The sequence below is a fragment of the Dryocola sharpae genome, assembly GCF_051307055.1.
GTDB lineage: Bacteria > Pseudomonadota > Gammaproteobacteria > Enterobacterales > Enterobacteriaceae > Dryocola.
Genome location: NZ_CP149994.1, coordinates 1,536,339 through 1,561,875 on the forward strand (window position 1 = coordinate 1,536,339; position 25,537 = coordinate 1,561,875).

31 protein-coding genes and 2 tRNA genes are annotated in these 25,537 nt (G+C 55.9%); 26 read left to right on the forward strand and 7 right to left on the reverse strand.

Features of this window, described 5'->3' with window-relative positions:
• Nucleotides 1-37 precede the first annotated feature (37 nt).
• Nucleotides 38-125, reverse strand: a tRNA-Ser gene (locus WLO31_RS07270).
• Between the two features lie 530 nt (nt 126-655).
• A tRNA-Ser gene (locus tag WLO31_RS07275) sits at nt 656-743 on the reverse strand.
• A gap of 205 nt (nt 744-948) precedes the next feature.
• Here WLO31_RS07275 and ghrA point away from each other — a divergent pair.
• From ghrA to WLO31_RS07295, 4 genes are all read left to right on the forward strand, one after another.
• A complete protein-coding gene (gene ghrA, locus WLO31_RS07280) occupies nt 949-1,890 on the forward strand; it encodes a glyoxylate/hydroxypyruvate reductase GhrA (protein ID WP_435929804.1) in 942 nt (313 codons plus the stop codon).
• Between the two features lie 79 nt (nt 1,891-1,969).
• Nucleotides 1,970-2,707 carry a phosphatase gene (locus tag WLO31_RS07285; protein WP_435929805.1) on the forward strand — a complete coding sequence of 246 codons (738 nt, stop codon included), beginning with the start codon at nt 1,970-1,972 and terminating at the stop codon, nt 2,705-2,707.
• Between the two features lie 26 nt (nt 2,708-2,733).
• A complete protein-coding gene (locus WLO31_RS07290) occupies nt 2,734-3,288 on the forward strand; it encodes a TorD/DmsD family molecular chaperone (protein WP_435929806.1) in 555 nt (184 codons plus the stop codon).
• Nucleotides 3,289-3,392: 104 nt separating this feature from the next.
• Nucleotides 3,393-3,869 carry a DUF1097 domain-containing protein gene (locus WLO31_RS07295; protein ID WP_435929807.1) on the forward strand — a complete coding sequence of 159 codons (477 nt, stop codon included), beginning with the start codon at nt 3,393-3,395 and terminating at the stop codon, nt 3,867-3,869.
• A 41-nt stretch (nt 3,870-3,910) separates the two neighbouring features.
• Here the strand turns inward: WLO31_RS07295 and csgG are convergent, their stop codons facing one another.
• The 5 genes from csgG to WLO31_RS07320 all read right to left on the reverse strand — a co-directional run bounded on the left by csgG (nt 3,911) and on the right by WLO31_RS07320 (nt 6,934).
• Nucleotides 3,911-4,744 (reverse strand): curli production assembly/transport protein CsgG, encoded by an 834-nt coding sequence (gene csgG / locus WLO31_RS07300; protein WP_435929808.1) that lies wholly within the window; start codon nt 4,742-4,744, stop codon nt 3,911-3,913.
• A gap of 39 nt (nt 4,745-4,783) precedes the next feature.
• Nucleotides 4,784-5,200 (reverse strand): curli production assembly/transport protein CsgF, encoded by a 417-nt coding sequence (gene csgF / locus WLO31_RS07305; protein ID WP_435929809.1) that lies wholly within the window; start codon nt 5,198-5,200, stop codon nt 4,784-4,786.
• Nucleotides 5,201-5,209: 9 nt separating this feature from the next.
• Complete coding sequence (csgE, locus tag WLO31_RS07310) at nt 5,210-5,599, reverse strand: curli production assembly/transport protein CsgE (protein WP_435929810.1); 390 nt, start codon at nt 5,597-5,599, stop codon at nt 5,210-5,212.
• Nucleotides 5,600-5,603: 4 nt separating this feature from the next.
• Entirely contained in the window at nt 5,604-6,254 is a 651-nt protein-coding gene (csgD, locus tag WLO31_RS07315) for a biofilm master transcriptional regulator CsgD (RefSeq protein WP_435929811.1), read from the reverse strand.
• Nucleotides 6,255-6,625: 371 nt separating this feature from the next.
• Nucleotides 6,626-6,934: a hypothetical protein gene (locus WLO31_RS07320; RefSeq protein ID WP_435929812.1), complete on the reverse strand. Its 309-nt coding sequence runs from the start codon at nt 6,932-6,934 to the stop codon at nt 6,626-6,628.
• Nucleotides 6,935-7,033: 99 nt separating this feature from the next.
• On the opposite strand from WLO31_RS07320, the gene csgB reads away from it, so the two are divergent.
• The 22 genes from csgB to WLO31_RS07430 all read left to right on the forward strand — a co-directional run bounded on the left by csgB (nt 7,034) and on the right by WLO31_RS07430 (nt 25,468).
• Nucleotides 7,034-7,489, forward strand: coding sequence for a curli minor subunit CsgB (gene csgB / locus WLO31_RS07325; protein WP_435929813.1), 456 nt, complete (start codon nt 7,034-7,036; stop codon nt 7,487-7,489).
• Nucleotides 7,490-7,536: 47 nt separating this feature from the next.
• Entirely contained in the window at nt 7,537-7,896 is a 360-nt protein-coding gene (locus tag WLO31_RS07330; RefSeq protein WP_435929814.1) for a curli major subunit CsgA, read from the forward strand.
• A 61-nt stretch (nt 7,897-7,957) separates the two neighbouring features.
• Entirely contained in the window at nt 7,958-8,287 is a 330-nt protein-coding gene (gene csgC / locus WLO31_RS07335) for a curli assembly chaperone CsgC (RefSeq protein ID WP_435929815.1), read from the forward strand.
• 131 nt (nt 8,288-8,418) lie between these two features.
• Nucleotides 8,419-8,730 (forward strand): hypothetical protein, encoded by a 312-nt coding sequence (locus tag WLO31_RS07340; protein WP_435929816.1) that lies wholly within the window; start codon nt 8,419-8,421, stop codon nt 8,728-8,730.
• Between the two features lie 214 nt (nt 8,731-8,944).
• The gene (locus WLO31_RS07345) at nt 8,945-9,667 is read left to right on the forward strand and encodes a beta-ketoacyl synthase chain length factor (protein WP_435929817.1); all 723 of its coding nucleotides are present in this window, start codon (nt 8,945-8,947) and stop codon (nt 9,665-9,667) included.
• Complete coding sequence (locus WLO31_RS07350; RefSeq protein ID WP_435929818.1) at nt 9,667-10,449, forward strand: lysophospholipid acyltransferase family protein; 783 nt, start codon at nt 9,667-9,669, stop codon at nt 10,447-10,449. The genes WLO31_RS07345 and WLO31_RS07350 overlap by 1 nt, the downstream gene beginning before the upstream one ends.
• Nucleotides 10,450-10,464: 15 nt before the next feature.
• The gene (locus WLO31_RS07355; protein ID WP_435929819.1) at nt 10,465-10,737 is read left to right on the forward strand and encodes a phosphopantetheine-binding protein; all 273 of its coding nucleotides are present in this window, start codon (nt 10,465-10,467) and stop codon (nt 10,735-10,737) included.
• Between the two features lie 23 nt (nt 10,738-10,760).
• Nucleotides 10,761-11,009 (forward strand): acyl carrier protein, encoded by a 249-nt coding sequence (locus WLO31_RS07360; RefSeq protein WP_435929820.1) that lies wholly within the window; start codon nt 10,761-10,763, stop codon nt 11,007-11,009.
• 20 nt (nt 11,010-11,029) lie between these two features.
• Nucleotides 11,030-11,584, forward strand: a complete 555-nt coding sequence (locus WLO31_RS07365; RefSeq protein ID WP_435929821.1) for a hypothetical protein — start codon at nt 11,030-11,032, stop codon at nt 11,582-11,584.
• Complete coding sequence (locus WLO31_RS07370) at nt 11,577-12,908, forward strand: AMP-binding protein (protein ID WP_435929822.1); 1,332 nt, start codon at nt 11,577-11,579, stop codon at nt 12,906-12,908. Before WLO31_RS07365 ends, WLO31_RS07370 begins: the two co-directional genes overlap by 8 nt.
• Complete coding sequence (locus WLO31_RS07375) at nt 12,895-13,245, forward strand: ApeI family dehydratase (RefSeq protein ID WP_435929823.1); 351 nt, start codon at nt 12,895-12,897, stop codon at nt 13,243-13,245. The genes WLO31_RS07370 and WLO31_RS07375 overlap by 14 nt, the downstream gene beginning before the upstream one ends.
• Nucleotides 13,236-14,960, forward strand: coding sequence for a glycosyltransferase family 2 protein (locus WLO31_RS07380; RefSeq protein WP_435929824.1), 1,725 nt, complete (start codon nt 13,236-13,238; stop codon nt 14,958-14,960). Before WLO31_RS07375 ends, WLO31_RS07380 begins: the two co-directional genes overlap by 10 nt.
• Complete coding sequence (locus WLO31_RS07385) at nt 14,954-15,376, forward strand: acyl-CoA thioesterase (RefSeq protein ID WP_435929825.1); 423 nt, start codon at nt 14,954-14,956, stop codon at nt 15,374-15,376. Before WLO31_RS07380 ends, WLO31_RS07385 begins: the two co-directional genes overlap by 7 nt.
• Nucleotides 15,373-15,978, forward strand: a complete 606-nt coding sequence (locus WLO31_RS07390; protein WP_435929826.1) for a LolA family protein — start codon at nt 15,373-15,375, stop codon at nt 15,976-15,978. The genes WLO31_RS07385 and WLO31_RS07390 overlap by 4 nt, the downstream gene beginning before the upstream one ends.
• Nucleotides 15,950-18,271, forward strand: a complete 2,322-nt coding sequence (locus WLO31_RS07395) for an MMPL family transporter (protein ID WP_435929827.1) — start codon at nt 15,950-15,952, stop codon at nt 18,269-18,271. Before WLO31_RS07390 ends, WLO31_RS07395 begins: the two co-directional genes overlap by 29 nt.
• Nucleotides 18,268-18,849 carry a DUF3261 domain-containing protein gene (locus WLO31_RS07400; protein WP_435929828.1) on the forward strand — a complete coding sequence of 194 codons (582 nt, stop codon included), beginning with the start codon at nt 18,268-18,270 and terminating at the stop codon, nt 18,847-18,849. Before WLO31_RS07395 ends, WLO31_RS07400 begins: the two co-directional genes overlap by 4 nt.
• Nucleotides 18,846-20,003, forward strand: coding sequence for a beta-ketoacyl-[acyl-carrier-protein] synthase family protein (locus WLO31_RS07405; protein WP_435929829.1), 1,158 nt, complete (start codon nt 18,846-18,848; stop codon nt 20,001-20,003). The genes WLO31_RS07400 and WLO31_RS07405 overlap by 4 nt, the downstream gene beginning before the upstream one ends.
• A complete protein-coding gene (locus WLO31_RS07410) occupies nt 19,996-20,454 on the forward strand; it encodes an ApeP family dehydratase (protein ID WP_435929830.1) in 459 nt (152 codons plus the stop codon). Before WLO31_RS07405 ends, WLO31_RS07410 begins: the two co-directional genes overlap by 8 nt.
• 156 nt (nt 20,455-20,610) lie before the next feature.
• Complete coding sequence (locus WLO31_RS07415) at nt 20,611-21,342, forward strand: 3-ketoacyl-ACP reductase FabG2 (RefSeq protein ID WP_435929831.1); 732 nt, start codon at nt 20,611-20,613, stop codon at nt 21,340-21,342.
• A complete protein-coding gene (locus tag WLO31_RS07420; protein ID WP_435929832.1) occupies nt 21,339-22,568 on the forward strand; it encodes a beta-ketoacyl-ACP synthase in 1,230 nt (409 codons plus the stop codon). The genes WLO31_RS07415 and WLO31_RS07420 overlap by 4 nt, the downstream gene beginning before the upstream one ends.
• Nucleotides 22,568-23,173: a 4'-phosphopantetheinyl transferase superfamily protein gene (locus tag WLO31_RS07425; protein WP_435929833.1), complete on the forward strand. Its 606-nt coding sequence runs from the start codon at nt 22,568-22,570 to the stop codon at nt 23,171-23,173. The genes WLO31_RS07420 and WLO31_RS07425 overlap by 1 nt, the downstream gene beginning before the upstream one ends.
• A gap of 99 nt (nt 23,174-23,272) precedes the next feature.
• Nucleotides 23,273-25,468: a TonB-dependent receptor gene (locus WLO31_RS07430; protein ID WP_435929834.1), complete on the forward strand. Its 2,196-nt coding sequence runs from the start codon at nt 23,273-23,275 to the stop codon at nt 25,466-25,468.
• Nucleotides 25,469-25,537 lie beyond the last annotated feature (69 nt).

The window sequence follows — 25,537 nt, forward strand, 5'->3', positions numbered from 1 at the left end:
AAAAGCCCGCATTTATATGTGAGCTCTTCTTCAAATATGGCGGTGAGGGAGGGATTCGAACCCTCGATACGTTGCCGTATACACACTTTCCAGGCGTGCTCCTTCAGCCACTCGGACACCTCACCATATTGTTTTCTGTCACCCGCTTACGGGGGCAACGGGGCGCTACTATAGGGAGTCATCCCCAATCGGTCAAGCGTAATTTTCGTATTAAGGTGTGTTCGGTTAAGCCTTGAGCGATAAGAGATTCGGAACGAAAAAAGCCCGCATTTATATGCGAGCTCTTCTTTAAATATGGCGGTGAGGGAGGGATTGATTCGCTGCGCTCACCCTACGGGCGTCATGGTCACGAGTGCCCCTGACGTCCAACAGGCTGAAGCCTGTTGTCGAACCCTGTCGGGGCTTCTCATCCGTCCCTCAGCGTGCAATATGCGAAAAAAAAGCCCGCATTTATGTGCGGGCTCTTCTTCAAATATGGCGGTGAGGGAGGGATTGATTCGCTGCGCTCACCCTACGGGCGTCATGGTCACGAGTGCCCCTGACGTCCAACAGGCTGAAGCCTGTTGTCGAACCCTGTCGAGGCTTCTCATCCGTCCCTCAGCGTGCAATATGCGAAAAAAAAGCCCGCATTTATATGTGAGCTCTTCTTCAAATATGGCGGTGAGGGAGGGATTCGAACCCTCGATACGTTGCCGTATACACACTTTCCAGGCGTGCTCCTTCAGCCACTCGGACACCTCACCATATTGTTGCTCCAGCGCTGCTGGAACGGGCGCTAATGTAGGGAAAAGCGCTAATCACGTCAATGCACTTTTCACTAAATTTAGCGCGTTTAGACAAACTTCAGGCAACTTGCTTTTTAAACCGGCAAAGGGCGCTGCTTTTTTATTACATTCATCACTTGAATTGATTCGCGTTTCGCGTAAGCCTAAGAAAAAAGGAGGAAACGTGGATATTATTTTTTATCACCCGACATTCGATACCCCTGCCTGGCTGGCAGGTTTGCAGCAACAGCTCCCTGAGGCTCGCGTACGTGAGTGGCAGGAGGGCGACGATCGGCCCGCTGATTATGCGTTAGTCTGGCACCCGCCTGTGGAAATGCTGGCTGGCCGCAAACAGCTCAAGGGCGTATTCGCGCTTGGGGCGGGCGTGGATTCGATCCTCAGCAGGCTGCAGGCTTATCCCGAGATGCTTCCCGCAGGCGTACCGCTATTCCGCCTGGAGGATACGGGCATGGGGCGGCAGATGCAGGAGTACGCCGTAAGCCAGGTACTGCACTGGTTCAGACGTTTTGACGACTACCAGGCGCAGAAGCTGCAGGCGAACTGGCAGCCTCTTGACGATTACCGTCGCGAAGACTTTATTATTGGCCTTCTCGGCGCAGGCGTGCTCGGTGGTCAGGTGGCAGAAAGCCTGACCGCGTGGGGCTTCCCGGTTCGCTGCTGGAGCCGTAGCAAAAAAGATTATCCGGGCGTCACAAGCTTTGCGGGCGATGAGCAGCTCAGCGATTTCCTCAACGGCACCCGCGTCCTTATTAACCTGCTGCCAAATACGCCGCAGACCGTCGGCATCATTAATACACCTCTGCTGGAACAGCTGGCAGACGAAGCATACGTGCTTAATCTGGCGCGGGGCGTTCATCTGGTGGAGGCCGATCTGCTGGCCGCGCTTGATAGCGGTAAGCTGAAGGGGGCGATGCTGGACGTATTCTCTGAAGAGCCCTTGCCGGCTGACAGCCCGCTATGGAAGCATCCTCGTGTGGCAATAACGCCTCACGTCGCGGCGGTTACGCGAGCCGATGAGGCAATGGTTTATATCGCCAGAACGATTCGCCAGATTGAGAAAGGCGAAACGCCGACGGGCGAAGTTTCCTTGCAACACGGCTACTAAACCCGGCCCGGCTCCCCGCCGGGCTAAAACTCAACGGCAATAGCTGCTATCCTTGCGGGAAAGAGAAAAGGAGAGAGTTATGTATCCCGTTGACCTGCATATGCACACCGTCGCCAGCACCCACGCCTACAGCACCCTGCACGACTATATCGCCATCGCCAAAAGCAAGGGCATCAAACTGTTTGCCATCACCGATCACGGTCCCGATATGGCCGACGCGCCGCACTACTGGCACTTTGTGAATATGCGCATCTGGCCGCGCGTGGTCGATGGCGTGGGTATTTTACGCGGCATTGAGGCGAATATAAAAAATACCAGCGGCGAAATTGACTGCACGGGCCCAATGCTGGATGCGCTCGATCTGATTATCGCCGGCTTCCATGAGCCCGTTTTCCCGCCGCAGGATGAAGCTACGCATACCGAAGCGATGATTGCGACGATGGCTAACGGCGATGTGCACATCATTAGCCATCCTGGCAATCCGAAATTCCCGGTCGATATTCCGGCCATCGCTCAGGCTGCGGCTAAATATAATGTGGCCCTTGAGCTGAATAACTCTTCTTTCACGCACTCCCGCAAAGGAAGCGGGCCGAACTGTCGCGCTATCGCTGCTGCGGTACGTGATGCGGGCGGCTGGCTGTCGCTGGGCTCGGATTCCCATACGGCATTTAGCCTGGGTGATTTTAACGAATGTCGTAAGGTGCTGGCGGAAGTGGACTTCCCGGAAGAGCGCATTCTGAACGTTACGCCGCGTCGCCTGTTAGGTTTCCTTGAAGCCCGCGGCATGGCGCCCATCGCCGAATTTGCCACACTGTAATCTCTACCTCTGAATGGATTGTTAGCATGAATGAGTTCTCTATTATTTGCCGTATTCTGGGATCGCTGTTTTACCGTCAGCCGCAGGACCCGCTGTTAGTGCCGTTGCTGACAATGATCCACGAAGGAAAGCTGGCGGCAAGTTGGCCTCTGGAGCAGGACGAGCTGCTGGCTCGGCTGCAGCAAAGTTGCGATCCGCAGCTGCTTGCCGCAGATTACAACGCGCTCTTTGTCGGTGACGAGTGCAGCGTTCCGCCATATCGCTCGGCATGGGAAGAGGGGAGCCATGAAGGCGAAATCCGCGAATTCCTCAAAACGCGCGGCATGCCGCTTGCCCAGATGCCGACCGATCACTTTGGAACCCTGCTGCTTGCCGCGTCGTGGCTGGAAGATCAGTCGCAGGAAGATGAATATGAAGCTCAGGTCACGCTGTTTGATGCTTACCTTCTCCCGTGGTGCGGTACCTTCCTTGGCAAGGTAGAAGCCCACGCGGCAACGCCTTTCTATCGCACGCTGGCGGCCATCAGCCGTGAAGCTATTCAGGCGATGCGCGATGAGCTTGAGGAATCAGAAGAAGAATAAAGTGTGATTTAAATCACTTTTTCCATGTAACAATTCTTTAGTTCTTACATAAAGTGTGCGGCAGATCGCAGTTGGGCCGAAAGGCTCTGCTATGATACGCCGCCATGAACATACTCATTTCTCTCGCATTGACGACCGGCATCCTCTCAGGCCTTTGGGGCTGGGTAGCGGTGAGCCTGGGCTTGCTGAGCTGGGCAGGTTTTCTCGGGTGTACCGCTTATTTCGCCTGCCCGCAGGGCGGCCTGAAAGGGCTGTTCATCTCGCTTTGCACATTGTGCAGCGGCGTGCTTTGGGCGCAGGTTATTATTCATGGCAGCGCGCTGGCGCCGCATCTGGAAATCCTTGGCTATGTCGTGACGGGCGTCGTTGCTTTTCTGATGTGTGTCCAGGCTTGCCATGTGCTGCTGTCGTTCGTACCCGGCACCTTTATCGGCGCCTGTGCAACCTTCGCCAGCCAGGACGAGTGGCGGCTTGTGGTGCCTTCTTTATTACTGGGCCTGGTATTTGGTTTTGCCATGAAGAACGGCGGGCTGTGGCTTGCGGCTAGAAAATCCAGACGGTCGGCGGCAATCGGCAAATAAAAAAACCAGCCGGGGCTGGTTTTTTTATGTCCGGTTTGCCATCAGGCTTCCGGCGGTACGGACATTTCTTTGTATTTCAACAATATCGGGTTCTTTTTGTCGCCCGCGTTTTTAAGATCCCAGAGTCCACGGTCGATACCGTCATTGATCAGATAAATAACGCCCGTCTCGATAGCCGACATCAGACACATCATCACCGGTTCGTTGGTGGTGAAGCCAATTTCACCCTCTAACAGACGCTGGTAATCAATAAAGCGGAATACCCCGGCCTGCACTTCATAAGATAAAATGGTTTTGCTGGTGTTGACAGAAGACAATATCTCGCCGGTGCTGACATCAACCACGCGCAGGTTGACGGCAATCTGGTCGAGTTGATATTGCGTTTCACCGCCAATGCCGAAGTAACGCGCCCCGACGCCGCCCGATTTCACATTGCTTTCATAGCCAATGATGGAGCCTTCAATCATGACGTTTGCCGCCATTAACGATTGCAGAGCCTGACGGTTATTCGCCGCAACGGTGCCGTTTTCCTGGGCCGCGCGGATTATCTTGCGTTCGTTGAGCAGGTTTTGTAATCCCTGGCGTTCCAGCGGTATAAACCAGCGTGAATCTTTTAACGCTGTCACCAGCATAGCGGTGGCGCTTTGCGGTACGGCCGTTGAAAAGTTACTCGCCGGAGAAGGCTTAAACTGACCTGTTTCATCCTGGATATTATAAACCGAGACAAACAGTTTACCCGCCGCTTCCGGTAAGTGCGTTAAATCACGATAGCTTTGGGCCCGAGGCAATAACGTAGGTTTAGCGGCTTCTTTAGGTGGTGCGGTTAAACAACCACTTAATAAACACACTGCTACGATGAGAAGAAAGCGCTGCATGATGTTTATCCTTAAATACCTTTTGAAAGTTTAAGCCCACTAGAAATCAGTAGAATTGTTTTGTAAGCCCGCGACCTGGATAGTTGAGGTTTTTCCGGTTTTGCGGTCTGTAATGTTCATCGTTAACTGCCCGTCAGCGTTGGCAATATCCACAATAAAGTCGTTGGTCACCAGGCGCCCTGGCTTTCCGGTATTGATATTGGTAAGCAACCCACCCAGCAGCTGCGACTGAATAGTTTGCGTAAAGTTATCCAGAGCGGAGGGCGTTTCAATACCAAAATCATCGCTATAGCTGGGATCCTTATAAGAGTTCTGAGCCTGAGCTTCATTAAGTAAGAAAGGACCGTTGTTTGGGTTGCCCCCAAAATTCGGGTTAGTAAACTGAAACGTCATATTTCCGCCCCATGCCAGCGGTGTAAAAACCAGCAGGGAAACAACCGCATGAGCTATACGCATGACAGCCTCCTAGAATTCATCGTGGGCTAAATCGCCGGTGCCCAATAAGGCTTTATCAATCTGCCGACGTTTAATTGCTTCATCTGTTTGAGCCAGTGCAATATCGACGTTGCGGTCGAAGTCGCGTTTAATTGGAAATAAAAAAGTCTGGAAAACAACGTCCTGATCGACAGTGATGGTTATCCAGCTCCCCCAACGGGCGCTGGGGCGCTCATTCATAGCCATGTTTCCGGTAAAGTTGCTTTCCCACCTGTCACTGAAGGCGCGATAAAAGTCGTGGCCCACGGAAGTAACGGTGTGATCCGTCAACAGTCCGGGAATTTCAACTTCTATGGCGCGAGCGCCCCCGGAAGCGCACAGTAAAACTGTGGCCAGCAGTAAAGCAGGTTGTAATTTCATTGCCTCAACGCCTGAGATTATCGTTTGCCCAGGAAACCGCCTGAGTGCGGTTCTTTACGGCTATCTTCTTGAACAGGTTATAGAGATGGGTTTTTACCGTATTCTCACTAATAAATAGCGACTGAGCGATTTCATTATTGGAAGCGCCAATACGCAACTTATTAAGAATTTCCTTTTCCCGGTGCGTTAACAGCGAAGACTCCACGCTGTTGAAGCGATAGTTTCCGGAGTGATTAATAAGGTAGCTGGCTAATTTTTGCGAGAAATAACATTCACCTTCCATTACGCCGCGTATACCTTCGATAACCCGCGGCTCTTCTTCTGACGTATAAAATACGCCGTTAATGTGAGGCCAGTTCTCTATGTCGCGGAACTGATACTCTTCAGGCGTGTTGAGGAGAAGTAGTTTGATGCTGCTGTGTTTGCGGCTTAAGCTGGACTGCCAGTAATTAATAAGCTTTTTATCTGCCTCAACCATATCGAATAACACCAGAACATTCCCCGCTATCTCATCGAGAGAGCGTTGAATATTATGAAGTTTTCCGTTTACAGACAGCGAGGACTTCAAATGTTGTAATAGCGCCGAAGCCTGCAGCGAAGGTTTGGTGATCAACAACAATGTATGACCATTTAAATTATGGACTTCATTAAACATGATGAAACTCCACCTGGTTTTTATGCACTATCAGCTGAATTAACGGAAAGTTAATTCACCAGAGATACTGATTAGTGCTGCACTGCTGTGTGTGAAATAATAAAACACGGTCAAACTCGCACGTTGATACGGCTGACATTGTGTTAAATAAAATGGTTACTGCTGAATTCAATCTAGCGGGAAGTAATCTTAAAGCAAGTGTTAAAGATGTTACATAATGTAACTGAAGATATTCAAATGTTTCTTTATGAGATTTTTGCTATTTGTTTTTGATGCTAAAGTTGTACATTTTAATTAATTTGCATCACTTTTAAAAATCATACAATTTAATATAACTTATTGATTATTATTCTATTCTCTTCGGAGTTTTCTCACCCGACACGTTTTAACATATGTAAATAATCAAACTTTCTGGCAACTTTTGCATCCTGTTTAAGAAAAAGTGTTGCGGTGACAGACTTCATGGCTAAATTGCTAAACACTTCGCAAAAGATGTCCTGCAAGGCGGCTGAGCTGGTTGCGCTGGCGGTCAATCTGCTGCTAGTCAGCGGCCAATGAAATTCGGTGCTGGCAAACTTCCTGTTAGCGTTACGTTTTTTTATCTGCCTCATACTTTGGGGTGAATATAAATATAAAAATACACCGTGCGGGTGAGATATTTTAAATGTGTCGAAGGACATACTCATTTCCGTAACGCAGCAATAACTTTTTATTGTTTGCGTTAACAACGTAATGTTTTGGCATATTTACCTGGCAGCATCCAGGTCCAGGATGACAACATGAAAAACACATCGTTATTTATGGTGTTAGCATTGCTGGGTGCGCCTGGTTATGTAATAGCGGCAGGTCCCGATCTCGCCGCTTCAGAGTATAACTTTGCAGTTAATGAATTAAGCAAAGCATCTTTTAATCAGGCAGCCATTATTGGTCAGCACGGCGCTGGAAATAGTGCCGATGTCGATCAAAGAGGGACCCGGCAACTTGCGGTCGTCTCGCAGTACGGAGGCAGTAACCGCGCAAACGTCGATCAATCAGGGAGTTATAATCTTGCTTATATTTCGCAGGCGGGCAGTTCGAACGATGCGGATATTAAGCAGTCCGATTATGGTAATACCGCTTTAATTATCCAGAAAGGTTCCGGTAATAAAGCAAGTATTATCCAGAACGGTACGCAAAAAACAGCAGTTGTAGTGCAGAAACAGTCACAAATGGCGGTTCGTATTATCCAACGATAATACACCAACTATTTGGGCTAATATTCTCAATCCGATGGGGGTTTACCATGAATTTATTCAAAGTGGCAGCATTAGCAGCGGTAGTTATTTCCGGTAGCGCACTGGCCGGTCATTTCCCTGTACACAATAGCCAGGGCGATGAAACCCTGAGTATTTATCAGGAAGGCGTGAACAACGTTGCACTTGCCGATCAAGGTTCGTCACCTGATGCTACAATTGATATTAAATCATATGGTTATAACAACTATGTGAAATCAAACCAGTCTGGCGCTTCTGATTCAGATACCTTTGTTGTTCAGTCTCAGGGTGGTAAAAACACCGCAATTACTAACCAGACGGCTGATAATTCAACAATCTCTGTTACTCAGGTTGGCTGGGGTAACTACGCGAATGCTTACCAGCACTAGCTGAGAATCTGCACTATATAGAAACAGGGCTCAGGCCCTGTTTTTTTATTGGGGGGATAATATGCACACCTTAATTTTGCTGGCGGCGCTCTCAAATCAGCTTACCTTCGATACCCGACAGCAGGGCAATGTTTATACTATTGAACCCGTCGCCACGCTGACCAGCGACTGCCAGTGCGCAATAAGGCTCACGGCCACGCGTTCAGGAAGATCCGGGCAAAGCACCAGTAATCAGCGATCCAGCGTCTCTATAAAGGCGAACGAACCGATAAAACTAGCCAGGCTGAGCCTGAATATCGAGCCCGGAGACAGCGTGACCCTGACCGTCACCTTGTCTAACGGAAAAGATATTAATCTGGAAAAACAATGGGCCCCGCCCGGCAGAATATAAGCCTGCATACTTTATTTGATTTGTGTAACCGGTTTGTTGTGATTATTTCATCTGTATACCAATGTTTAACTGTAGCGCTGAGGTTATCTGCCGATAACTTTATTACAGACTGCATTTGAGGAGTACAGATCATGATAAAAATTACTTTTAAGACATTTCTCTCTGTTGCTGTGCTGGCACTCTTCTCTCCTCTGACTCAGGCCGGCACGGATGGCGGAGTGATTCACTTCAGGGGAGCGATTGTCGAAGGGGGATGCGGGATCACGCCGCAGGAGCAGAAGGTAGAGTTTTCCTGTTATAAACAAGGAAAACCGACAACTTATACCGTTACGCTAAACCAGCTGGCCGATGGCTTTATACCCGGCGACAGCCTGATGCACACAGATATTCAGTATCTCGATCCGCAGCGTCGGCTGGCCATCGTCAACGTCACCTGGCAGTAAATAACATGGTCTGGCGATGGCGCCAGGCCATGAGTTTTTCCGCATACTGATTTATTTCATCGCAGGTTTTGTTACTATTCGGCGCCGTCGCAAATTTCCGCGGCGCAAAAAAAATTCTCTAAGAAAAATCCAGCGGATTGAGAGTTATTCCATAGCCCGTAACAACGTAAAAGAGATATCTGCGGGCTGCAGCATATGAATGATGGTAGCGAGAATGAAGTTAGCGTTTAACCTTGTCGACTGGCAGGCCAGCGCCCCCGGCTTATCTGATGCCGCGCAGTGGCTTGCCTGGAGCAAAGCATCTCCGGTAATCGATGCGACAGCCGCAATCGCCCGCAGCACACATTTACCCATGATGACCGCGCGCCGCCTGGCGTCGGGCAGTCGCCTGGCGGTAGACGTTGCGCTGGCTGTGCTGGAGCGCGGCCAGGCCGACGCGCTGGTTTTCGCCAGCCGTCATGGCGAGCTGGAACGCAACTTTAAGATCCTGGGCGCCCTGGCTGAACAGCAAACCGTCTCGCCAACGGATTTTGCCATGTCGGTACACAATTCGGCGGTTGGCAATACCACTATTGCAGCGAAAGCGCCTCTGGTTTCATCCTCTGTCTCCGCCGGTCGGGACACCTTTGCTCAGGCGCTGATCGAGGTGGCTGCTTTTCATCATGCCGGTTACAAACGGGTGCTGATGGTGGATTTCGACGGCGCCATTCCCGATTTTTATCGGCCCTGGCTTGCAGACGAGCCTGATGCTTTCCCGTTCGCCGTAGCATTGCTGCTGGAAGCAGGCTCGCAGCTGCGGGCCGAAAGCATTCCCGCCGCGCATCGTGATGCCAGCGCGCTACCGCAAAGCCTCGCTTTTTTACACGCCTGGCTGAGCGAAGCGCCTGCATTTTCGTTCGCTGGCGAAAGGTTACTGTGGCAGTGGAGCCGCCAGTGATGGGGCGCAAAGTCCTGCAACGCCTCAACTGGTACTGGCGAGTCGTCATGACCGGCTGGCTGTTTATTCTTTTTGGCAGCGGCGGTCTTGCGCTGTCGCTGCTGTGGTTTAATTTACTGCTGATAACCGTACCTAACCGAAATAAGCGTCGTAATATCGCCCGTCGCAGTATTGCCGCCAGTTTTCGGTTATTTTTACGCATCGGGCGCTTTCTGGGCGTTTTTGACTATCAGTTCAGCGGTGCGGAAAAACTGCGCATTGACAGCGGCTGCCTGGTCGTTGCGAACCATCCCACGCTGCTGGATTATGTTTTTATTGCTTCGCAGGCGCCTGAGATTGGCTGCCTGGTCAAAGCCAGCCTGGTCAATAATCCCTGTTTCAGGGGCGTTATTCGCGCGGCAGATTATTTAATTAACAGCCAGGGCGAAACGTTATTGCCGGAAAGCCAGCAGCGTTTATCGGCGGGGGAGACAATACTCATTTTCCCGGAAGGCACGCGTACGCGCCCTGGCGAACCGCTGGCTATCCAGCGCGGGGCCGCGCAAATCGCCGTTCGCAGCGGCTGCCCCCTGCGGCTGGTGCATATTTGTTGCGACCAGCGCTATCTCGATAAGCAAAGCCGCTGGTATCAAATCCCGGCACGTAAACCGATGATTACGGTCTCTGTACAGGGGCGTATAGCAAGCCAGGATTTCGTCACAGCGCAGGACGACGCCCCGGCGCTTGCGGCGCGTCGCCTGAGCCATTATTTACGTCAGGCGCTGGTGCCTGACTCTCGTTAAGACCCGGATGCAAATATGGACTCTCTACAAAACGATATTAAACAACTGATTATCGACACGCTGAACCTTGAAGAAATCAGCGTGGACGACATTGACAGCGAGGCGCCCCTGTTTGGCCACGAGGGGCTGGGGCTTGACTCCATTGACGCTCTCGAACTGGGCCTGAGCGTCAAAAAACGTTATGGCGTGGCCTTGTCCGCTGAAAACGAAACCATGCGCCAGCATTTTTACTCTGTGGCAACGCTGGCCGCTTTTATTGCCAGCCTTAATCCGGCGCGCGGCGCCTGAATAATTACAAGAACGAGCAAGTTATGAATAAAGAAGATATTTATCAGGAAGTGACCGGCCTGCTGGTTAAATTGTTCGACCTTGACGCGGACCTTATTACGCCTGAATCCCGCCTCTATGAAGATTTAGATCTCGACAGTATCGATGCTGTCGACATGGTCGTTCATTTGCAAAAACGCACCGGCAAGAAAATTAAACCGGAAGATTTTAAAACCGTCCGCACCGTACAGGACGTTGTCGAAGCGGTAGAACGGCTGCAGCAGGGTTCCTGATGCGCGTGCGGGCAGCAAACATGCTGAATATCGCCGGCGGGCTGGCCGTCATCGGCTGGCCTTTTGCCGTGTGGCTGACGCTGAGCTATCCGCATTTGCATATGCTGCTGCCTTTGCTGGCGCTCTGTTTCGTGCTGCGCCTTGCTGCGCTGCGCGGTAAAACGGGGGCCCTGGGCCGGGCGGCGCAGGCTCTCGCCGGAGTAGGGATAATCCTGACCGTTGCGAGCTTTTTGCTGCGTGAGGCACGCTTGCTGCTGTGGTATCCGCTGGTCGTCAATATTGTGATGCTTGCTCTGTTTGGCGCTTCGTTGTTTAGCCGCATGTCGCTTATTGAACGCCTTGCACGCTGGCGCGAAGGCGAACTTTCTCCGGCGGCGGTTCGCTACACGCGCCGCGTGACGCAGGTCTGGTGCGGGTTCTTTATCGTTAACGGCGCCGTTTCCCTGTGGACCTGCCTGCACGGCAATGTTCATCTCTGGACGCTGTGGAACGGCATGCTCAGCTATATGCTGATGGGCGCGCTGTTTGCGGGTGAGTGGTTAGTGCGCCAGCGGGTGAAACGCTATCATGGCTAAGCCGCTGCCGCTTAATAAATGGCTCAGCGACGCTCGTGCACCCGACTGCATCGTCGCGTTCGATGGCGACAAAAGCTGGACTCAGGCCATGCTCGTGCGCGACGTTCAGCGCCTTTATAGCGAACTGAGCGTCCGTACCGGCGAGCGATGGGCGCTCTGTTTTGACAACAGCTACTGGTTTATCGTCGCGCTGCTGGCCTCGCTGCACGCGGGCAAAACACCGCTGCTGCCGGGCCACTGCCGGGAAGCGCAGCTGCGCGAACAGCGCTCTCTGTTTAGCGGCGTGTTAACCGATCTGCCGCTGGAGCTGAATTGCCCGGTGATTAATCCGCAAACTTTATCCTCCCGGTTGCCGCATCCGCTGCCGCCCGTGGCGCACGACGCGGGCGTGATATTGTTCACCTCGGGGTCAACGGGCGAACCTTCGCAGATTTTTAAGAGCGTGCATGCCCTGAATGAGGAGAGCGCCTGGCTGGCTAAGCTCTGGGGAAGCGATCTGAAGGATTGTCGCGTCGTGGCATCGGTCAGCCATCAGCATATGTATGGCCTGACGTTCCGCATCGTGCTGCCCATGACGCTGGGCCTGGCCTGCGACGTATCGATGATTCATTTCCCCGAGCAGCTGGCAGCGCATGCCTCCTTTCCTCTGCTGTTTATCAGCAGCCCGGCGTTTCTGAAGCGCCTTGACACCAGCCTGAGCGCGCCGCCGTGCCGTAAAACGCTCTCGGCGGCAGGCGTGCTGGACGACGAAACGGCGCAGCGAGCCGGGCAGTGGCTCGGCGAGGCGGTCTGCGAAATTTATGGCACTACGGAAACGGGCGTGCTCGCCTGGCGGCAGCACCACAGCGCAGCGCTACCGTGGCAGCCTTTTCCTGATGTAGAGTTTATTGCCCGTGAAGAAGGCTGGTCGGTACGATCGCCGCTGATAGACGCAGGCGAATGCTCGCTTGACGATAATCTGGAATTTACGCGGCAGGGCGAGTTCCGGCTGCTGGGCCGGCGCGATCGCATCGTCAAGATTGAAGAAAAACGCGTCTCGCTTAGCGAAATTGAACGTCGCCTGCTGGCGCTGCCGGGCGTGCGGGACGCGGCCGTGGTGCCGATTGTTCGCGCCGGACGTATGACCCTCGGGGCCGTTGTGGTGCCTGATGACGCCGCTACGCTGCCTGCGAAAGATAAAACCCGGTGGCGACAGGCGCTTCGCCAGTGGCTTGAGCCCGTGGCGATACCGCGTTACTGGCGCATCGTTGAGCGCCTTCCGCTCAACAGCCAGAGCAAGCGATGCTGGGCGCAACTACAGGAATTATTTAATGAAACCCACTGAACAATGGCGTACACAGTCGGCTGAAAATCAGTTGTGCCTGCATCTGCATATTCCGGCGAGTCTGAGCTGGTTTCGCGGCCACTTTCCGACCCAGCCGCTGCTTCCCGGCGTGGCGCAGCTTGACTGGGTTATGGCTTACGGCGCAGAGCTTGCGCCGGGCATGCGCTTTTGCGCGATTGACAGCGTTAAGTTCCAGCGCCCGGTACTGCCCGAAAGCCTGCTTGAGCTGAATCTGCGCTGGGACGCCGCCCGCAGTTTGCTGAACTTTGAGTATCTCCTGTTGCGGGAAGAAACGCGGCAGCCTGTCAGCAGCGGGAAAATCAAACTATGTCCCTGATGCAGAACGTATCCACAGCCCATGCGGATTTTCGCCCCTGCGTGGTGATCCCCTGTTATAACCACGGCGCAGCCATGCCCGGCGTGCTCGCGCGGCTGGCTCCGTTTTCGTTGCCGTGCATTATCGTGGACGACGGCAGCGAACAGGCGACGGCGCAACAGCTTGCGCTTCTGGCGGCAGGCTACAGCGGCGTAACGCTGGTGCGCCTGGCAAACAACAGCGGGAAAGGGCAGGCCGTAATTGCCGGTTTACAGGCCGCCCGGCAGGCTGGGTTCAGCCATGCCGTTCAGCTTGATGCCGACGGGCAGCACCATATTGAGGACGTTCCGCGCTTTTTGCACGAAGCGGAGCTGCATCCAGAAAGCCTGATATCCGGCCAGCCGGAATATGACGATTCTGTCCCCAGGTCCCGCCTGTACGGACGCTACGTCACCCATTTTTGGGTATGGATTGAAACGCTTTCGCTATCGCTTAAGGACAGCATGTGCGGGTTCCGCGTTTATCCTTTGACCGCAACGCTTGCGGTTATCGGGCAGCATCCGCCGGGCAGGCGCATGGATTTCGACACGGAAATCATGGTGCGTCTGTACTGGTCCGGCGTGGAGAGCCGTTTTCTGCGTACCCGCGTAACTTATCCGCCCGACGGCCTGTCGCACTTTGACGCCCTGCGTGACAACCTGCGCATTTCCTGGATGCATACGCGGTTATTCTTCGGCATGCTGCCGCGAATCCCTGCTTTGCTTTCACGCCATCACAAAAGCGCGCACTGGGCGAAAATGCCGGAGAGAAAAGGGCTGGCGGGGATGCGCCTGATGCTGGGCATCTATCAAATTTTGGGGCGGGGGGCTTTTATGCTCCTACTCTATCCCGTGGTAGCCTGGATGTGGCTGACCGGGGGAGCGCAGCGTCGCGCCTCGCAGCTCTGGCTGGCGCGCGTGCGGCAACAGGCGCAAATCAGGCAGGCTGAACTGCCCGCAGGCTTAAACAGCTATCGGCATTTTCTGCGGTTTGGCGATGCGATGCTCAATAAAATCGCCGCCTGGCGAGGGGATATTAAATGGGGGCGCGATATTAATTTTGCTCCCGGCAGCCGCGAGGTTTTGCAGCCGCAGGCGGGATGCGGAAAACTTATCCTTGCCGCGCATCTTGGCGATATTGAGGCCAGCCGGGCGCTGGCGCAGGTTGATGCAGGGTTAGTCATCAATGCGCTGGTCTTTACCGATCATGCCCAGCGGTTCCGCCGGATAGTCGAAGAGATTGCCCCGCAGGCGGCGGTGAATTTGTTGCCCGTCACGCACATTGGTCCTGAAACCGCCATGATGTTGCAGGATAAACTCGATGCAGGCGAATGGGTGGCGATCGTCGGCGACAGAATTGCGGTTAATACGCAGCGCGGCGGCGATCGTCGCGTATGCTGGAGCCAGTTTATGGGCGCGCCAGCGCCGTTCCCGCAGGGGCCGTTTATTCTTGCCGCCGCATTACGCTGCCCGGTAATTTTAATGATGGTGCTGCGCGAGAAGGGCAAACTGCTTATCCACGCAGAGCCTTTTGCCGATCCCCTGATATTACCGCGATCGACACGCCAGCAGGCTTTACAGCAGGCCATCGATCGTTATGCCGCACGGCTTGAAGCCTACGCTTTACGCTCGCCGCTCGACTGGTTTAATTTTTATGATTTCTGGCAGCTGCCGAAAGATCTGGAGTCCGCATGTTAAGCGACCCGCGCTTTACCGCTGAGGTGAGTATCAAAGTACCGTTCCATGACGTCGACTCGATGAACGTGGTCTGGCACGGCAACTATTTCCGCTATTTTGAAGTGGCGCGTGAAGCGCTGCTTGACCAGTTCGGTTACGGTTACCGCGCTATGCAAGCCTCCGGCTATGTCTGGCCGGTGGTGGACACGCGGGTGAAATATCGCGATGTGGTGACGTTTGAACAGCAAATTCTGGTGCGGGCGCGCGTGGAAGAGTTCGAAAATCGCCTGAAGATTGGCTATCAGATTACCGATGCCGCCAGCGGCAAACGTACCACCACGGGCTACACCATTCAGGTAGCGGTTGATGCCGCGACGGGGGAGATGTGCTACGTCTCGCCGGCTGTTTTATTTGAACGCATGGGAATAACGCCATGAAAAAATTTTTACTGACCGCGGCCTTGCTGATAAGCAGCGCCGCGAACGCGGTGACGCTGGATGAGGTCCAGCAACGTTTTGCCGCCCAGCAGGTCGTTCGCGCCGCCTTCCAGCAGGAGCGCCAGATTAGCGGCATGGCCCAGCCGCTGCACTCAAGCGGCGAGGTGCTGATTGCCAAAAGCAAAGGCTTATGGTGGCAGCAGCAGCATCCATTTCCGATGACCCTCATCCTTGATGACAGCCATATGGTGCAGGTGATGGGCCGCCAGGCGCCGCAGGTGATCACCGCCGACAGCAACCCGCAGATGTTCCAGTTCAACCATCTGCTGCGCGCCCTGTTTCAGGCCGACCGCAAAGTGCTGGACGAGAACTTCACCAGCCGGTTTACCGATCTGGGGAAAGGGCAGTGGCAGCTAATCTTAACGCCGACCACCACGCCGCTCGACAAGCTGTTCAGCACCATCACGCTGCAGGGCGAGAAGTTCCTCAACCGTATCGAGCTTAACGATAAGCAGGGCGACTTCACGGAAATCACCTTCAGCAACCACCGCCCGGAACCGCGAAAACTGACGCATGAAGAACAGCAGCGTTTCGTTTTCTGACCGGCACCGTCGCCTGTGCTGGGGCTGGTTTGCGGTAGTCGCGCTGCTGGTGGTTGCGCTGTGCGCGCTGCTGCCTAAGGCCAGACTCGACAGCAGCGTGCTGTCGCTTTTGCCCGCCCAAAGCCTGGGACAGATACCGCCTGAAATTGAAGCGGGATTTCTGCAGCGGCTCGACAGGCAGCTGCTCTGGCTGGTCAGCCCTGGCACAAAGCCTGACGCGCGCGTCGCTCAGCGGTGGCAGGCGCAGCTAAGAGCGCAGCCTTACCTGGAGAAAATTCAGGGACCGATGGATGCCGCAGGGCAGCAGGCCTGGGGCAAATTCTACTTCGAGCACCGTAACGGTCTGGTGGATGAGCAAACCCGCGCGCGCCTGCAAAACGGCGGCGAGGCTCAGGCGCAGTGGGTTTTATCCCAGCTTTATTCGGCGTTTTCCGGCGTCAGCGGCAAAGAGCTGGCGAACGATCCCCTGATGCTGGTGCGCGGCTCACAGCTTGCCCTGCAACAAAGCGCAAGCCAGCTACGCATGATCGACGGCTGGCTGGTGGCGAAAGACAAGCAGGGCCGCTACTGGTACATGCTGCACGGCGAACTGAACGGTTCCTCGTTTGATATGCAGCGCGGGCACGAAACGGTGAGCCAGCTTCGGGCGCTGCAGCAGCAGCTGGAGCAGCAGTTTCCGCAGGCTAAAGTGATGTCGCGCGGCACGCTGTTCTACAGCGATTACGCCAGCCAGCAGGCGAAGCACGACGTTTCCACGCTGGGGCTGGCGACCATCGTTGGCGTACTGCTGCTGATCCTTCTGGTTTTCCGCTCGGTTCGCCCGTTACTGTTATGCGTTCTCTCCGTCGGCATTGGCGCGCTTGCGGGCACCGCGGTCACGCTGCTTTGCTTCGGCGAGCTGCATCTGATGACGCTGGTGATGAGCCTGGGCATAGTCGGCGTCTCTGCGGATTACACCCTTTATTACCTCACCGAACGCATGGTTCACGGCGCGGAAAGCTCGCCGCTGAGCAGCCTGCGCAAAGTTCTGCCTGCGCTGTTGCTGGCGCTGGGCACCACGGTGCTGGCTTATCTGATTATGATCCTCGCGCCGTTCCCCGGCATTCGTCAGCTTGCGGTTTTTGCCGCCAGCGGCTTAACGGCTTCCTGCCTGACGGTTGTCTGCTGGTATCCCCACGCGGTGCGCGGACTGCCGGTGCGTCCGGCGCCCGGACGGAAAATCCTTTCCGCCTGGCTTTCGGCATGGCACTGCAATAAATTCGTGCGTTTTGGTATACCGCTCGCCCTGCTGGCTATCAGCGTGGCGGGCCTGGCGATGCTGCGCGTGAACGACGATATCTCCACCTTACAGGCCCTGCCGCAGGATTTGCTGCGTGAAGAGCAGAGCATCACCGCCCTGACCGGGCAGGGGATGGATCAGAAATGGTTTGTGGTTTACGGCGCCAGCGCGGAGCAGACGCTCCGGCGCCTTGAGAAGCTGGCGCCGGAGCTGGCCGCTTTGCGCAAGCGTAAGATTATCGACGGCTATCGTCTGCTGCCGCTGGCCTCCCTTGAGCGCCAGCAGGCGGATTTACGTCTGCTGCGCGAGGCGGCGCCGGTATTGCAAAAGCGTCTCGCAGAAACGGGCATAAAGGTGACGGCGCCGAATTTGCAGCAGATGCCGGTCACGCCGGACGTCTGGCAGCAAAGCGTTATCAGCAGCGGCTGGCGTTTGCTGTGGCTTACGCTTGCCAACGGGCAAAGCGGCGCGCTGGTGCCGGTTAACGGCGTTCATGACGGCGCGGCGTTAAGCGCTCTTGCGGAAAAGCTGCCCGGCGTCAGTTGGGTGGATCGTAAAAGCGCTTTCAATGCGCTTTTCGGCTTCTACCGCGCCCTGCTGGCAGGACTGCTGGCCGCAGCCGTTGCCGCGATTGCCATCAGTTACATGCTGCGTCTGGGCGTAAAACGAGGGCTTATCAACGTCGTGCCTTCTTTGCTGTCGCTCGGCGGAGGGCTGGCCGCCTTAGCCTTCAGCGGACACGAGCTGAATTTATTCTCGCAGCTGGCCTTAGTGCTGGTGCTGGGCATCGGCATTAACTACACGATATTTTTCAGCAACCCACGCGGCACGCCGTTAACGTCGATGCTGGCGGTAAGCGTCGCCTTGCTGACCACTTTATTTACGCTGGGGATGCTGGTCTTTAGCGCAACTCAGGCTATTTCAGGCTTCGGGATTGTGCTGAGCTGCGGAATATTCTGCGCATTTCTGACCGCTCCGCTGGCTTTGCCCGTTCGGGAAAAGGAAAATTCATGACCAAATTACGCACGCTGATTCTGCTGACAGGCGCCTTGGTGCTGAGCGCCTGTAGCGCGCCGAAAAAAGAGCCGAGCCGACCGCAGGCCTGGCTCAAACCGGGCACGCTGGTAACGCTGCCTGCCCCCGGTATTACGCCGACCATCAGCCAGCAGCAGCTGTTGACCGCGCGGGTGAAGGGGAAAACGCAGTCGCTGATGGTCCTGCTCAATGCTGATAGCCAGAAAATCATGCTGGCCGGGCTGTCGCCGCTGGGGATCCGTTTGTTCCGGCTGACCTATGACCAGACGGGGGTGAAAACCGAGCAGTCCATCACCCTGCCTGAGCTGCCGCCCGCAAGCCAGGTGCTGGCCGATATCATGCTGAGCTACTGGCCGCTTGCCGTCTGGCAGCCGCAGCTGCCGAAAGGCTGGACGCTAAAAGATATCGCCTCGCGCCGCGAGCTGCGCGATGAAAATAATGAGCTTATCGAGACGATTCAGTACCTGGCCCGGGACGGCAGCCGCCAGCCGGTCACTGTTCAGCATCATCGCTTTGGCTATACCATCGCTATCCAACATCTGGACAATCCATCATGATTTCATTAACCGCCGTCGGCATGCTCAACGCGATGGGCAATACGCTTGATGAGATCGCCGCCAGCCTGGTCGCCGGCAGGGCGCCGGGCATGACGCCTGACAAGGATAACTGGCTGCAGCAGGGAGAATGCTGGGTTGGGCGCGTCACGGCTGAGCTGCCCGCCGTTCCCGAAACGCTTCCTCAGCATAACAGCCGCAACAACCGGCTGCTGCTGGCGGCGCTTGCGCAAATTCAGCCGCAGATTGACGAAGCTATCGCAAGCTATGGGCGGGAGCGCGTGGCCGTAGTGCTGGGCACCAGCACCTCCGGGCTGGACGAAGCCGATCGCCAGGTGAGCGGGAGCAACGATACCTATCATTACGGCCAGCAGGAGCTGGGCGATCCGTCGCGCTTTATCAGCGAATATCTGCAGCTTTTCGGCCCGGCGCTGACGATTTCCACGGCCTGTTCCTCCAGCGCGCGGGCGATAATTACCGGTCAGCGTCTGATTGAGTCCGGCATGGTGGATGCCGCGATTGTCGGCGGCGCGGATACGTTAAGCCGCATGCCCATCAACGGATTTAACAGCCTGGAATCCCTGAGCGAGCGGCTCTGCCAGCCCTTCAGCGCCGAACGTAACGGCATCACCATCGGCGAAGCCGCCGCGCTGATCGTACTGAGTCGTGAAAAAGGCCCGGTACAGCTGCTTGGCGTGGGCGAATCGTCCGACGCCTGGCATATGTCGGCCCCGCATCCCGAAGGCGTGGGCGCGATCCGCGCCATTGAAATGGCTATGCGGCAGGCGGGTTTAACCGCGGCCGATATCGGTTATATCAATATGCACGGCACCGCCACGCGCTTAAATGACGAGATTGAAGCCAGAGTGATCCACAAGCTGTTTGGTGAAAGCGTGCCGGGCAGTTCAACCAAGCATCTTACCGGACACACGCTGGGGGCTGCGGGCGCCTGTGAAGCGGTGCTTTGCTATCTAATGTTGACTCGCGACCTGCCGCTGCCCGCGCAGGATTTTACCGATGCAACGCAGGATCCCGAACTCGCGCCCTGCGGTTTACTGACCAGGCCGCGTGCCGATTACAAACCGGTCATGCTGTCTAATTCTTTTGCTTTTGGCGGCAACAACGCCGCTCTGATCCTGGGAGCCATTCGTGACTGACTATCTTGCCCCGCAACGCTACTTGCCTCACGAAGCGCCAATGTGCCTGCTGGAGAGGGTTATTAACGTCACGCAGGATGCGGCCCATTGCCAGGTAAAAGTGAGCGCCGACGGCGTGCTGGCGCCTTTCCTGGACGGCGAGGGCAGGCTGCCCGGCTGGTTTGCCATCGAAATTATCGCGCAGACGGTAGGCGTATGGTCCGGCTGGCATACGATGAACGCGGGCGAGGAATCGGTCGGGGTTGGCATGTTGCTCGGCGGACGCGGGCTGCGTTGTCCGGAAGGCAAATTCCCGGCGAATACGCTCCTTGACTGTCAGATCAGGCTCTTAATGCGCGATGAAAAAATCGGCAGTTTTGAAGGTGAAATCCTCGCCGGTAACCGGCTTATGGCAGGCGGACGGGTGAACACCTATCAACCAGATAAAAAAGAATTAGAACAATTATTTTAACAAAGTCTGATGGCAAACCTCCCGGCGTGACAAAACTAAAGGGTGCCGTCATTTAACAAACAAGGAAAATCATTTCGTTGATTTTCGGCTGATAACCACAAAGAAGGGAGACGAAGCTTTTTCCCTTTTTGTCAGCAATCTGATGGGATAGCAGGTATGACAAGAACAGTACTGGTGACCGGCGCCAGCAAAGGCATCGGCAGGGCTATTGCCCTTGGCCTGGCAGCGGACGGTTTTAGCGTGGTGGTACATTATCACCGCGACGAAGAAGGCGCACAGCAGACGTTAACGCAGATCGAAGAGCAGGGCGGTTCGGGCCGGCTGATACAGTTCGACAGCGGCGACCGCGCCGGGTGTCGTGCAACCCTTGAGGCGGACATCGACGCTCACGGCCCATACTGGGGCCTGGTCAATAACGCGGGCGTGGCGCGTGACGGCGCCTTTCCGGCGCTGAGCGAAGAGGACTGGGACGGGGTTATTCATACCAATCTTGATAGCTTCTATAACGTCATCCAGCCTTGCGTGATGCCGATGATCGGCCTGCGCGACGGCGGTCGCATTATTACGCTGTCGTCTGTTTCCGGGCTGATGGGCAATCGCGGTCAGGTGAACTACAGCGCGGCGAAAGCGGGCATTATCGGCGCCAGCAAAGCGCTGGCCGTTGAGCTGGCGAAACGCAAAATCACCGTTAACTGCATCGCGCCCGGGCTTATCGATACCGGCATGATTGAGATGGAAGAGGCCGCGCTCAAAGAAGCGATGCGTTTGATCCCGCTGCAACGCATGGGGCAGCCGGAAGAAGTCGCCGGGCTTGCGCGTTATCTGATGTCTCCTGCCGCGGGCTACGTGACCCGCCAGGTTATCTCCATTAATGGAGGTATGCTGTGATCCGCCGCGTGGTCGTAACAGGAATGGGCGGCGTTACCGCATTCGGCGAAAGCTGGCAGGACGTCGCCACCGGCCTGAAGTCGGGGAGAAACGCCGTGCGTAACATGCCGGAATGGCAGATTTACGACGGGCTGAACACCATGCTCGGCGCGCCGGTCGATAATTTTGCGCTGCCGGCTCACTATACCCGCAAGCGCATTCGCGCTATGGGGCGGGTCTCTCTGATGGCCACGCGGGCAACGGAGCTGGCGCTTGAGCAGGCAGGCTTGCTCGACGATCCGGTGCTGACCAGCGGCGATACGGGCATCGCCTACGGCTCTTCAACGGGCAGCACCGGGCCGGTTAGCGAATTTGCCACGATGCTTACCGAAAAGCACACCCGCAATATCACCGGCACGACCTACGTGCAGATGATGCCGCACACGGCTGCCGTAAATGCCGGGCTGTTTTTCGGCCTGCGCGGACGGGTGATCCCGACGTCCAGCGCCTGCACCTCCGGCAGCCAGGCGATTGGCTATGCCTGGGAAGCTATTCGTCATGGCTATCAAACCGTGATGGTGGCGGGAGGAGCAGAGGAGCTTTGTCCGTCCGAAGCGGCCGTATTCGATACGCTGTTTGCCACCAGCCAGCGCAACGATTTTCCTCATACCACGCCGTCGCCGTTCGATCGGCAGCGCGACGGGCTGGTCATCGGCGAGGGGGCCGGGACGCTGATCCTGGAGGATCTCGAACATGCGCAGGCGCGCGGAGCGAAGATCTATGCGGAAATAATCGGTTTCCATACCAACTGCGACGCCGCGCACATCACGCAGCCGCAAAAAGAGACAATGCAGGTTTGTATCGAGCGCGGTCTGCGTACCGCCGGGCTGGCAGCGAGCGACATTGGTTACATCTGCGCGCACGGTACGGCGACAGATCGCGGTGATATTGCGGAAACGCAGGCGACCGCCGCCGTGTTTGGCGCAGGCACGCCGGTCTCTTCGCTGAAAAGCTATCTGGGCCACACGCTGGGAGCGTGCGGCGCATTAGAAGCCTGGATGAGCATCGGCATGATGAACGAAGGCTGGTTTGCCGAAACGCTCAACCTGCATCATCCCGACGAGGCGTGCGGCGAGCTGGATTACATTATGGGCAGCGCGCGTCGCCTGGAGACAGAGTTTGTGCAGAGCAACAACTTTGCCTTCGGCGGCATTAACACCTCGCTCGTTCTGCGTCGCTGGGCGTAATGGGTTACCGGCTGGCGTTTGGCTCCGTTGCGCGCCTGGGCGATAACGAACAGGCCGCACGCTGGCTCTCGCCTGAATTAATGGCGGCGGCGCCGGAGGGAAAACGACGTCCCGTCTGGCTTGCAGGAAGGGTTCTGCTGGCGATGCTCCTGGGAAAAAAAGCGCTGCCAAAGCTTGAGGCAGGCCCGCACGGCAAGCCCTGGCACCCTGAACTGCCGCATTTTAATATCAGCAACAGCGCGGCCAGCGTCGCGGTGCTGGCAGGCAATGATGCGGTGGGTTGCGATATCGAACTGCTGCGCCCGCGAAAGCGTTTTCTGGCCGTGGCGCAGCACAGCTTTGCTGCGGAAATTTACGCCTGGCTCGCCGCATTGCCTGCCGGTGAGCAGCTTCCGGCGTTCTGGACGTTGTGGACCGCCCATGAGGCGGTGCTAAAACAGCAGGGCGGAACGGTCTGGCAAATCACCTCGCTTGACCTTCCGTTGGCCACGCTTTGCCCGCCGGGGCGCTATCTTACCCACTTATCCGTTGATAACACGCTGATTGCCTGCTGCGGTACAGAACCTTTCCCTGCGCAATTTTCCCCTGAGCTTGTACGCTGCTGAGAAACGTACTTTCATTTTTCTTGCAATTCCCGTTTGGCAAACGATAATCATACGCAAAATAAGAAGCGTTCTCATTATTGTTTTGACAGGGAATAACTCATGCAACACGCACTCTCTTCACCGGCGGGATTGCATCCACGCCTGCTCGCGGTACTGGTTAGCGCCGCCGTATTTCCGGCGTTTGCCGCCACGGGCGAGGCTGCTAAAACAGCTAAAGAAGATACCATCACGGTCAGCGCCACGCCGGAAAGCACCTTCCGTGCAGGCGGTGACGAATTAGTTCCCCCTTATCTTGACGGCCAGGTCGCCAACGGCGCGCGCCTGGGGCTGCTTGGCGAGCAGGAAGCGGGGAACGTACCTTTCAATATCATCGGCTACACCGCGAAGATGATTGAAGACCAGCAGGCGACAACGCTGAGCGACGTTATTCGTAACGACGCCACGGTACAGGCGGTGCGCGGCTACGGTAACTTCGCCGAATCTTATCGTATCCGCGGCTTTCAGCTTGATAGCGATGACATTTCCTTTGGCGGTTTGTACGGCATTTTACCTCGTCAGATTGTTGCGACTAACGTTGCGGAACGCGTCGAGGTGATTAAGGGGTCGAATGCTTTCCTGAACGGCGTGCCGCCGGGCGGTTCCGGCGTGGGCGGGTCAATTAACGTGGAGCCAAAGCGCGCAGATAGCGAGCCGTTAGCCCGCGTCGGCGTGGATTACGGCTCAGATTCGCAGGTTGGCACTTCCCTTGACGCCGGTCGTCGTTTTGGCGACAGCGATCGATTTGGCGTACGGGTGAACGTCCTGCATCGCGAAGGCGAAACCGCTGTTGATAAAGAAAAAGCCCGCACCACGCTTGCCACGGTCGGCCTGGATTATAAAGGCGACCGGCTGCGCGGCTCTCTGGACGCCGGCTGGCAGAAGTCCAGTATGCATCACGGCCGGATTGGAGTGGGTTTAGCGGCCGCCACCGAAATACCGGAAGTGCCGGACAATACCGATAACTACAGTCAGAAATGGGTCTATTCGGATATGTCCACTCGCTTCGCCGCGCTGCGCGGTGAATATGACGTGCTGGATAACTGGACGTTTTACGGCGGCATCGGCGGGAACAATACCGACGAGCGCGGCGAATACAGCACGCCGAAGCTGCTGGACGACGAAGGCAATGCGAGCCTTACTCGCCTGGGTACGCGCTACGTTGCCGATAGTTTCTCCGGCATGACGGGCATTCGCGGCAAGTTCGCTACCGGCGCTATCGGCCACAGCGTTAACCTGGGTTATTCAGGCGTATACCGCAAAACCCGCGCGGCCTACACCATGTCCGGCTCAGCGAACACCATAAATATCTACGATCCAACAGCGATTGATTACCCGGCAACGCTTTATAGCGGCGGGAATATGGACGATCCAAACGATCGTAGCCGTACGCGTACATCCGGTATTTCCATCTCCGATACGCTTTCCGCGCTGGACGAACGCGTATTGCTGACCGTTGGCGCTCGTCGACAGGATGTGACGGTGCGTAACTACGATTATCAGGGGGCGGAAACGCCCGAAACGCGTTTTGGCGCTTTCAAAGTGACGCCGGTTTATGGCCTGGTGGTGAAGCCGTGGGAGCATGTGTCTTTCTACGCAAACCACATTGAAGCGCTGCAGCCGGGGCCTACGGCCGGCAGCCAGGCGAGCAACGCCGGGCAGGTTGTCGGTATTGTGCAGTCTGAACAGAACGAAGCTGGGGTGAAAATGGACTTTGGCCGCGTGGGCGGCACGCTGGCGCTGTTTGAAATCAAAAAGCCTGTCGGCATGGTTGATGATAACAACGTTTACGGCCTGTATGGCGAGCAGCGCAGCCGCGGCATGGAGCTGAACGTTTTCGGCGAGCCGGTCTATGGCGTGCGCCTGCTGGGCAGCGCGCTGTGGATGAAGCCTGAATTAAGCAAAACCGCAGGCGGCGCCAACGACGGTAACGATGCGGTCGGCGTGCCGCGCTATGCCGTGACGATGGGGGGGGAATGGGATCTGCCGTGGGTGCAAAATCTGACCGCGAGCGGAACCGTAATCCGCACCGGTTCTCAGTACGTTAACGCGACGAATACCATGAAGCTCGACGGCTGGACGCGTCTTGACCTCGGCGTGCGTTACAGCACCAAAGTGAACGATCAAACGCTGACCTGGCGCGCCAACGTAGAAAACGTCACTAACGAAAAATACTGGGCATCGGTGGACGACAGCGGCACCTACATTACGCAGGGCGATCCGCGCACGCTTAAGCTCTCTATGTCCGTAGATTTCTGATTTAAGATCCTTCTTATCCCTTCATGACGCATCCCGGCAAAACGGGATGCGCCCGTTAACCTGTTCTCG

What these genes read in the sequence shown, in the direction of transcription:
- csgC (WP_435929815.1), top strand. Translation starts at nt 7,958, where the DNA reads ATGCACACCTTAATTTTGCTGGCGGCGCTCTCAAATCAGCTTACCTTC.
- WLO31_RS07330 (WP_435929814.1), top strand. Translation starts at nt 7,537, where the DNA reads ATGAATTTATTCAAAGTGGCAGCATTAGCAGCGGTAGTTATTTCCGGT.
- WLO31_RS07360 (WP_435929820.1), top strand. Translation starts at nt 10,761, where the DNA reads ATGAATAAAGAAGATATTTATCAGGAAGTGACCGGCCTGCTGGTTAAA.
- WLO31_RS07395 (WP_435929827.1), top strand. Translation starts at nt 15,950, where the DNA reads ATGAAGAACAGCAGCGTTTCGTTTTCTGACCGGCACCGTCGCCTGTGC.
- WLO31_RS07385 (WP_435929825.1), top strand. Translation starts at nt 14,954, where the DNA reads ATGTTAAGCGACCCGCGCTTTACCGCTGAGGTGAGTATCAAAGTACCG.
- csgB (WP_435929813.1), top strand. Translation starts at nt 7,034, where the DNA reads ATGAAAAACACATCGTTATTTATGGTGTTAGCATTGCTGGGTGCGCCT.
- WLO31_RS07320 (WP_435929812.1), bottom strand. Translation starts at nt 6,934, where the DNA reads ATGTCCTTCGACACATTTAAAATATCTCACCCGCACGGTGTATTTTTA.
- csgF (WP_435929809.1), bottom strand. Translation starts at nt 5,200, where the DNA reads ATGCGTATAGCTCATGCGGTTGTTTCCCTGCTGGTTTTTACACCGCTG.
- csgD (WP_435929811.1), bottom strand. Translation starts at nt 6,254, where the DNA reads ATGTTTAATGAAGTCCATAATTTAAATGGTCATACATTGTTGTTGATC.
- WLO31_RS07365 (WP_435929821.1), top strand. Translation starts at nt 11,030, where the DNA reads ATGCTGAATATCGCCGGCGGGCTGGCCGTCATCGGCTGGCCTTTTGCC.
- WLO31_RS07425 (WP_435929833.1), top strand. Translation starts at nt 22,568, where the DNA reads ATGGGTTACCGGCTGGCGTTTGGCTCCGTTGCGCGCCTGGGCGATAAC.
- WLO31_RS07375 (WP_435929823.1), top strand. Translation starts at nt 12,895, where the DNA reads ATGAAACCCACTGAACAATGGCGTACACAGTCGGCTGAAAATCAGTTG.
- WLO31_RS07400 (WP_435929828.1), top strand. Translation starts at nt 18,268, where the DNA reads ATGACCAAATTACGCACGCTGATTCTGCTGACAGGCGCCTTGGTGCTG.
- WLO31_RS07415 (WP_435929831.1), top strand. Translation starts at nt 20,611, where the DNA reads ATGACAAGAACAGTACTGGTGACCGGCGCCAGCAAAGGCATCGGCAGG.
- WLO31_RS07390 (WP_435929826.1), top strand. Translation starts at nt 15,373, where the DNA reads ATGAAAAAATTTTTACTGACCGCGGCCTTGCTGATAAGCAGCGCCGCG.
- WLO31_RS07285 (WP_435929805.1), top strand. Translation starts at nt 1,970, where the DNA reads ATGTATCCCGTTGACCTGCATATGCACACCGTCGCCAGCACCCACGCC.
- WLO31_RS07370 (WP_435929822.1), top strand. Translation starts at nt 11,577, where the DNA reads ATGGCTAAGCCGCTGCCGCTTAATAAATGGCTCAGCGACGCTCGTGCA.
- WLO31_RS07405 (WP_435929829.1), top strand. Translation starts at nt 18,846, where the DNA reads ATGATTTCATTAACCGCCGTCGGCATGCTCAACGCGATGGGCAATACG.
- WLO31_RS07430 (WP_435929834.1), top strand. Translation starts at nt 23,273, where the DNA reads ATGCAACACGCACTCTCTTCACCGGCGGGATTGCATCCACGCCTGCTC.
- WLO31_RS07350 (WP_435929818.1), top strand. Translation starts at nt 9,667, where the DNA reads ATGGGGCGCAAAGTCCTGCAACGCCTCAACTGGTACTGGCGAGTCGTC.
- WLO31_RS07345 (WP_435929817.1), top strand. Translation starts at nt 8,945, where the DNA reads ATGAAGTTAGCGTTTAACCTTGTCGACTGGCAGGCCAGCGCCCCCGGC.
- csgG (WP_435929808.1), bottom strand. Translation starts at nt 4,744, where the DNA reads ATGCAGCGCTTTCTTCTCATCGTAGCAGTGTGTTTATTAAGTGGTTGT.
- csgE (WP_435929810.1), bottom strand. Translation starts at nt 5,599, where the DNA reads ATGAAATTACAACCTGCTTTACTGCTGGCCACAGTTTTACTGTGCGCT.
- WLO31_RS07355 (WP_435929819.1), top strand. Translation starts at nt 10,465, where the DNA reads ATGGACTCTCTACAAAACGATATTAAACAACTGATTATCGACACGCTG.
- WLO31_RS07290 (WP_435929806.1), top strand. Translation starts at nt 2,734, where the DNA reads ATGAATGAGTTCTCTATTATTTGCCGTATTCTGGGATCGCTGTTTTAC.
- WLO31_RS07295 (WP_435929807.1), top strand. Translation starts at nt 3,393, where the DNA reads ATGAACATACTCATTTCTCTCGCATTGACGACCGGCATCCTCTCAGGC.
- WLO31_RS07380 (WP_435929824.1), top strand. Translation starts at nt 13,236, where the DNA reads ATGTCCCTGATGCAGAACGTATCCACAGCCCATGCGGATTTTCGCCCC.
- WLO31_RS07340 (WP_435929816.1), top strand. Translation starts at nt 8,419, where the DNA reads ATGATAAAAATTACTTTTAAGACATTTCTCTCTGTTGCTGTGCTGGCA.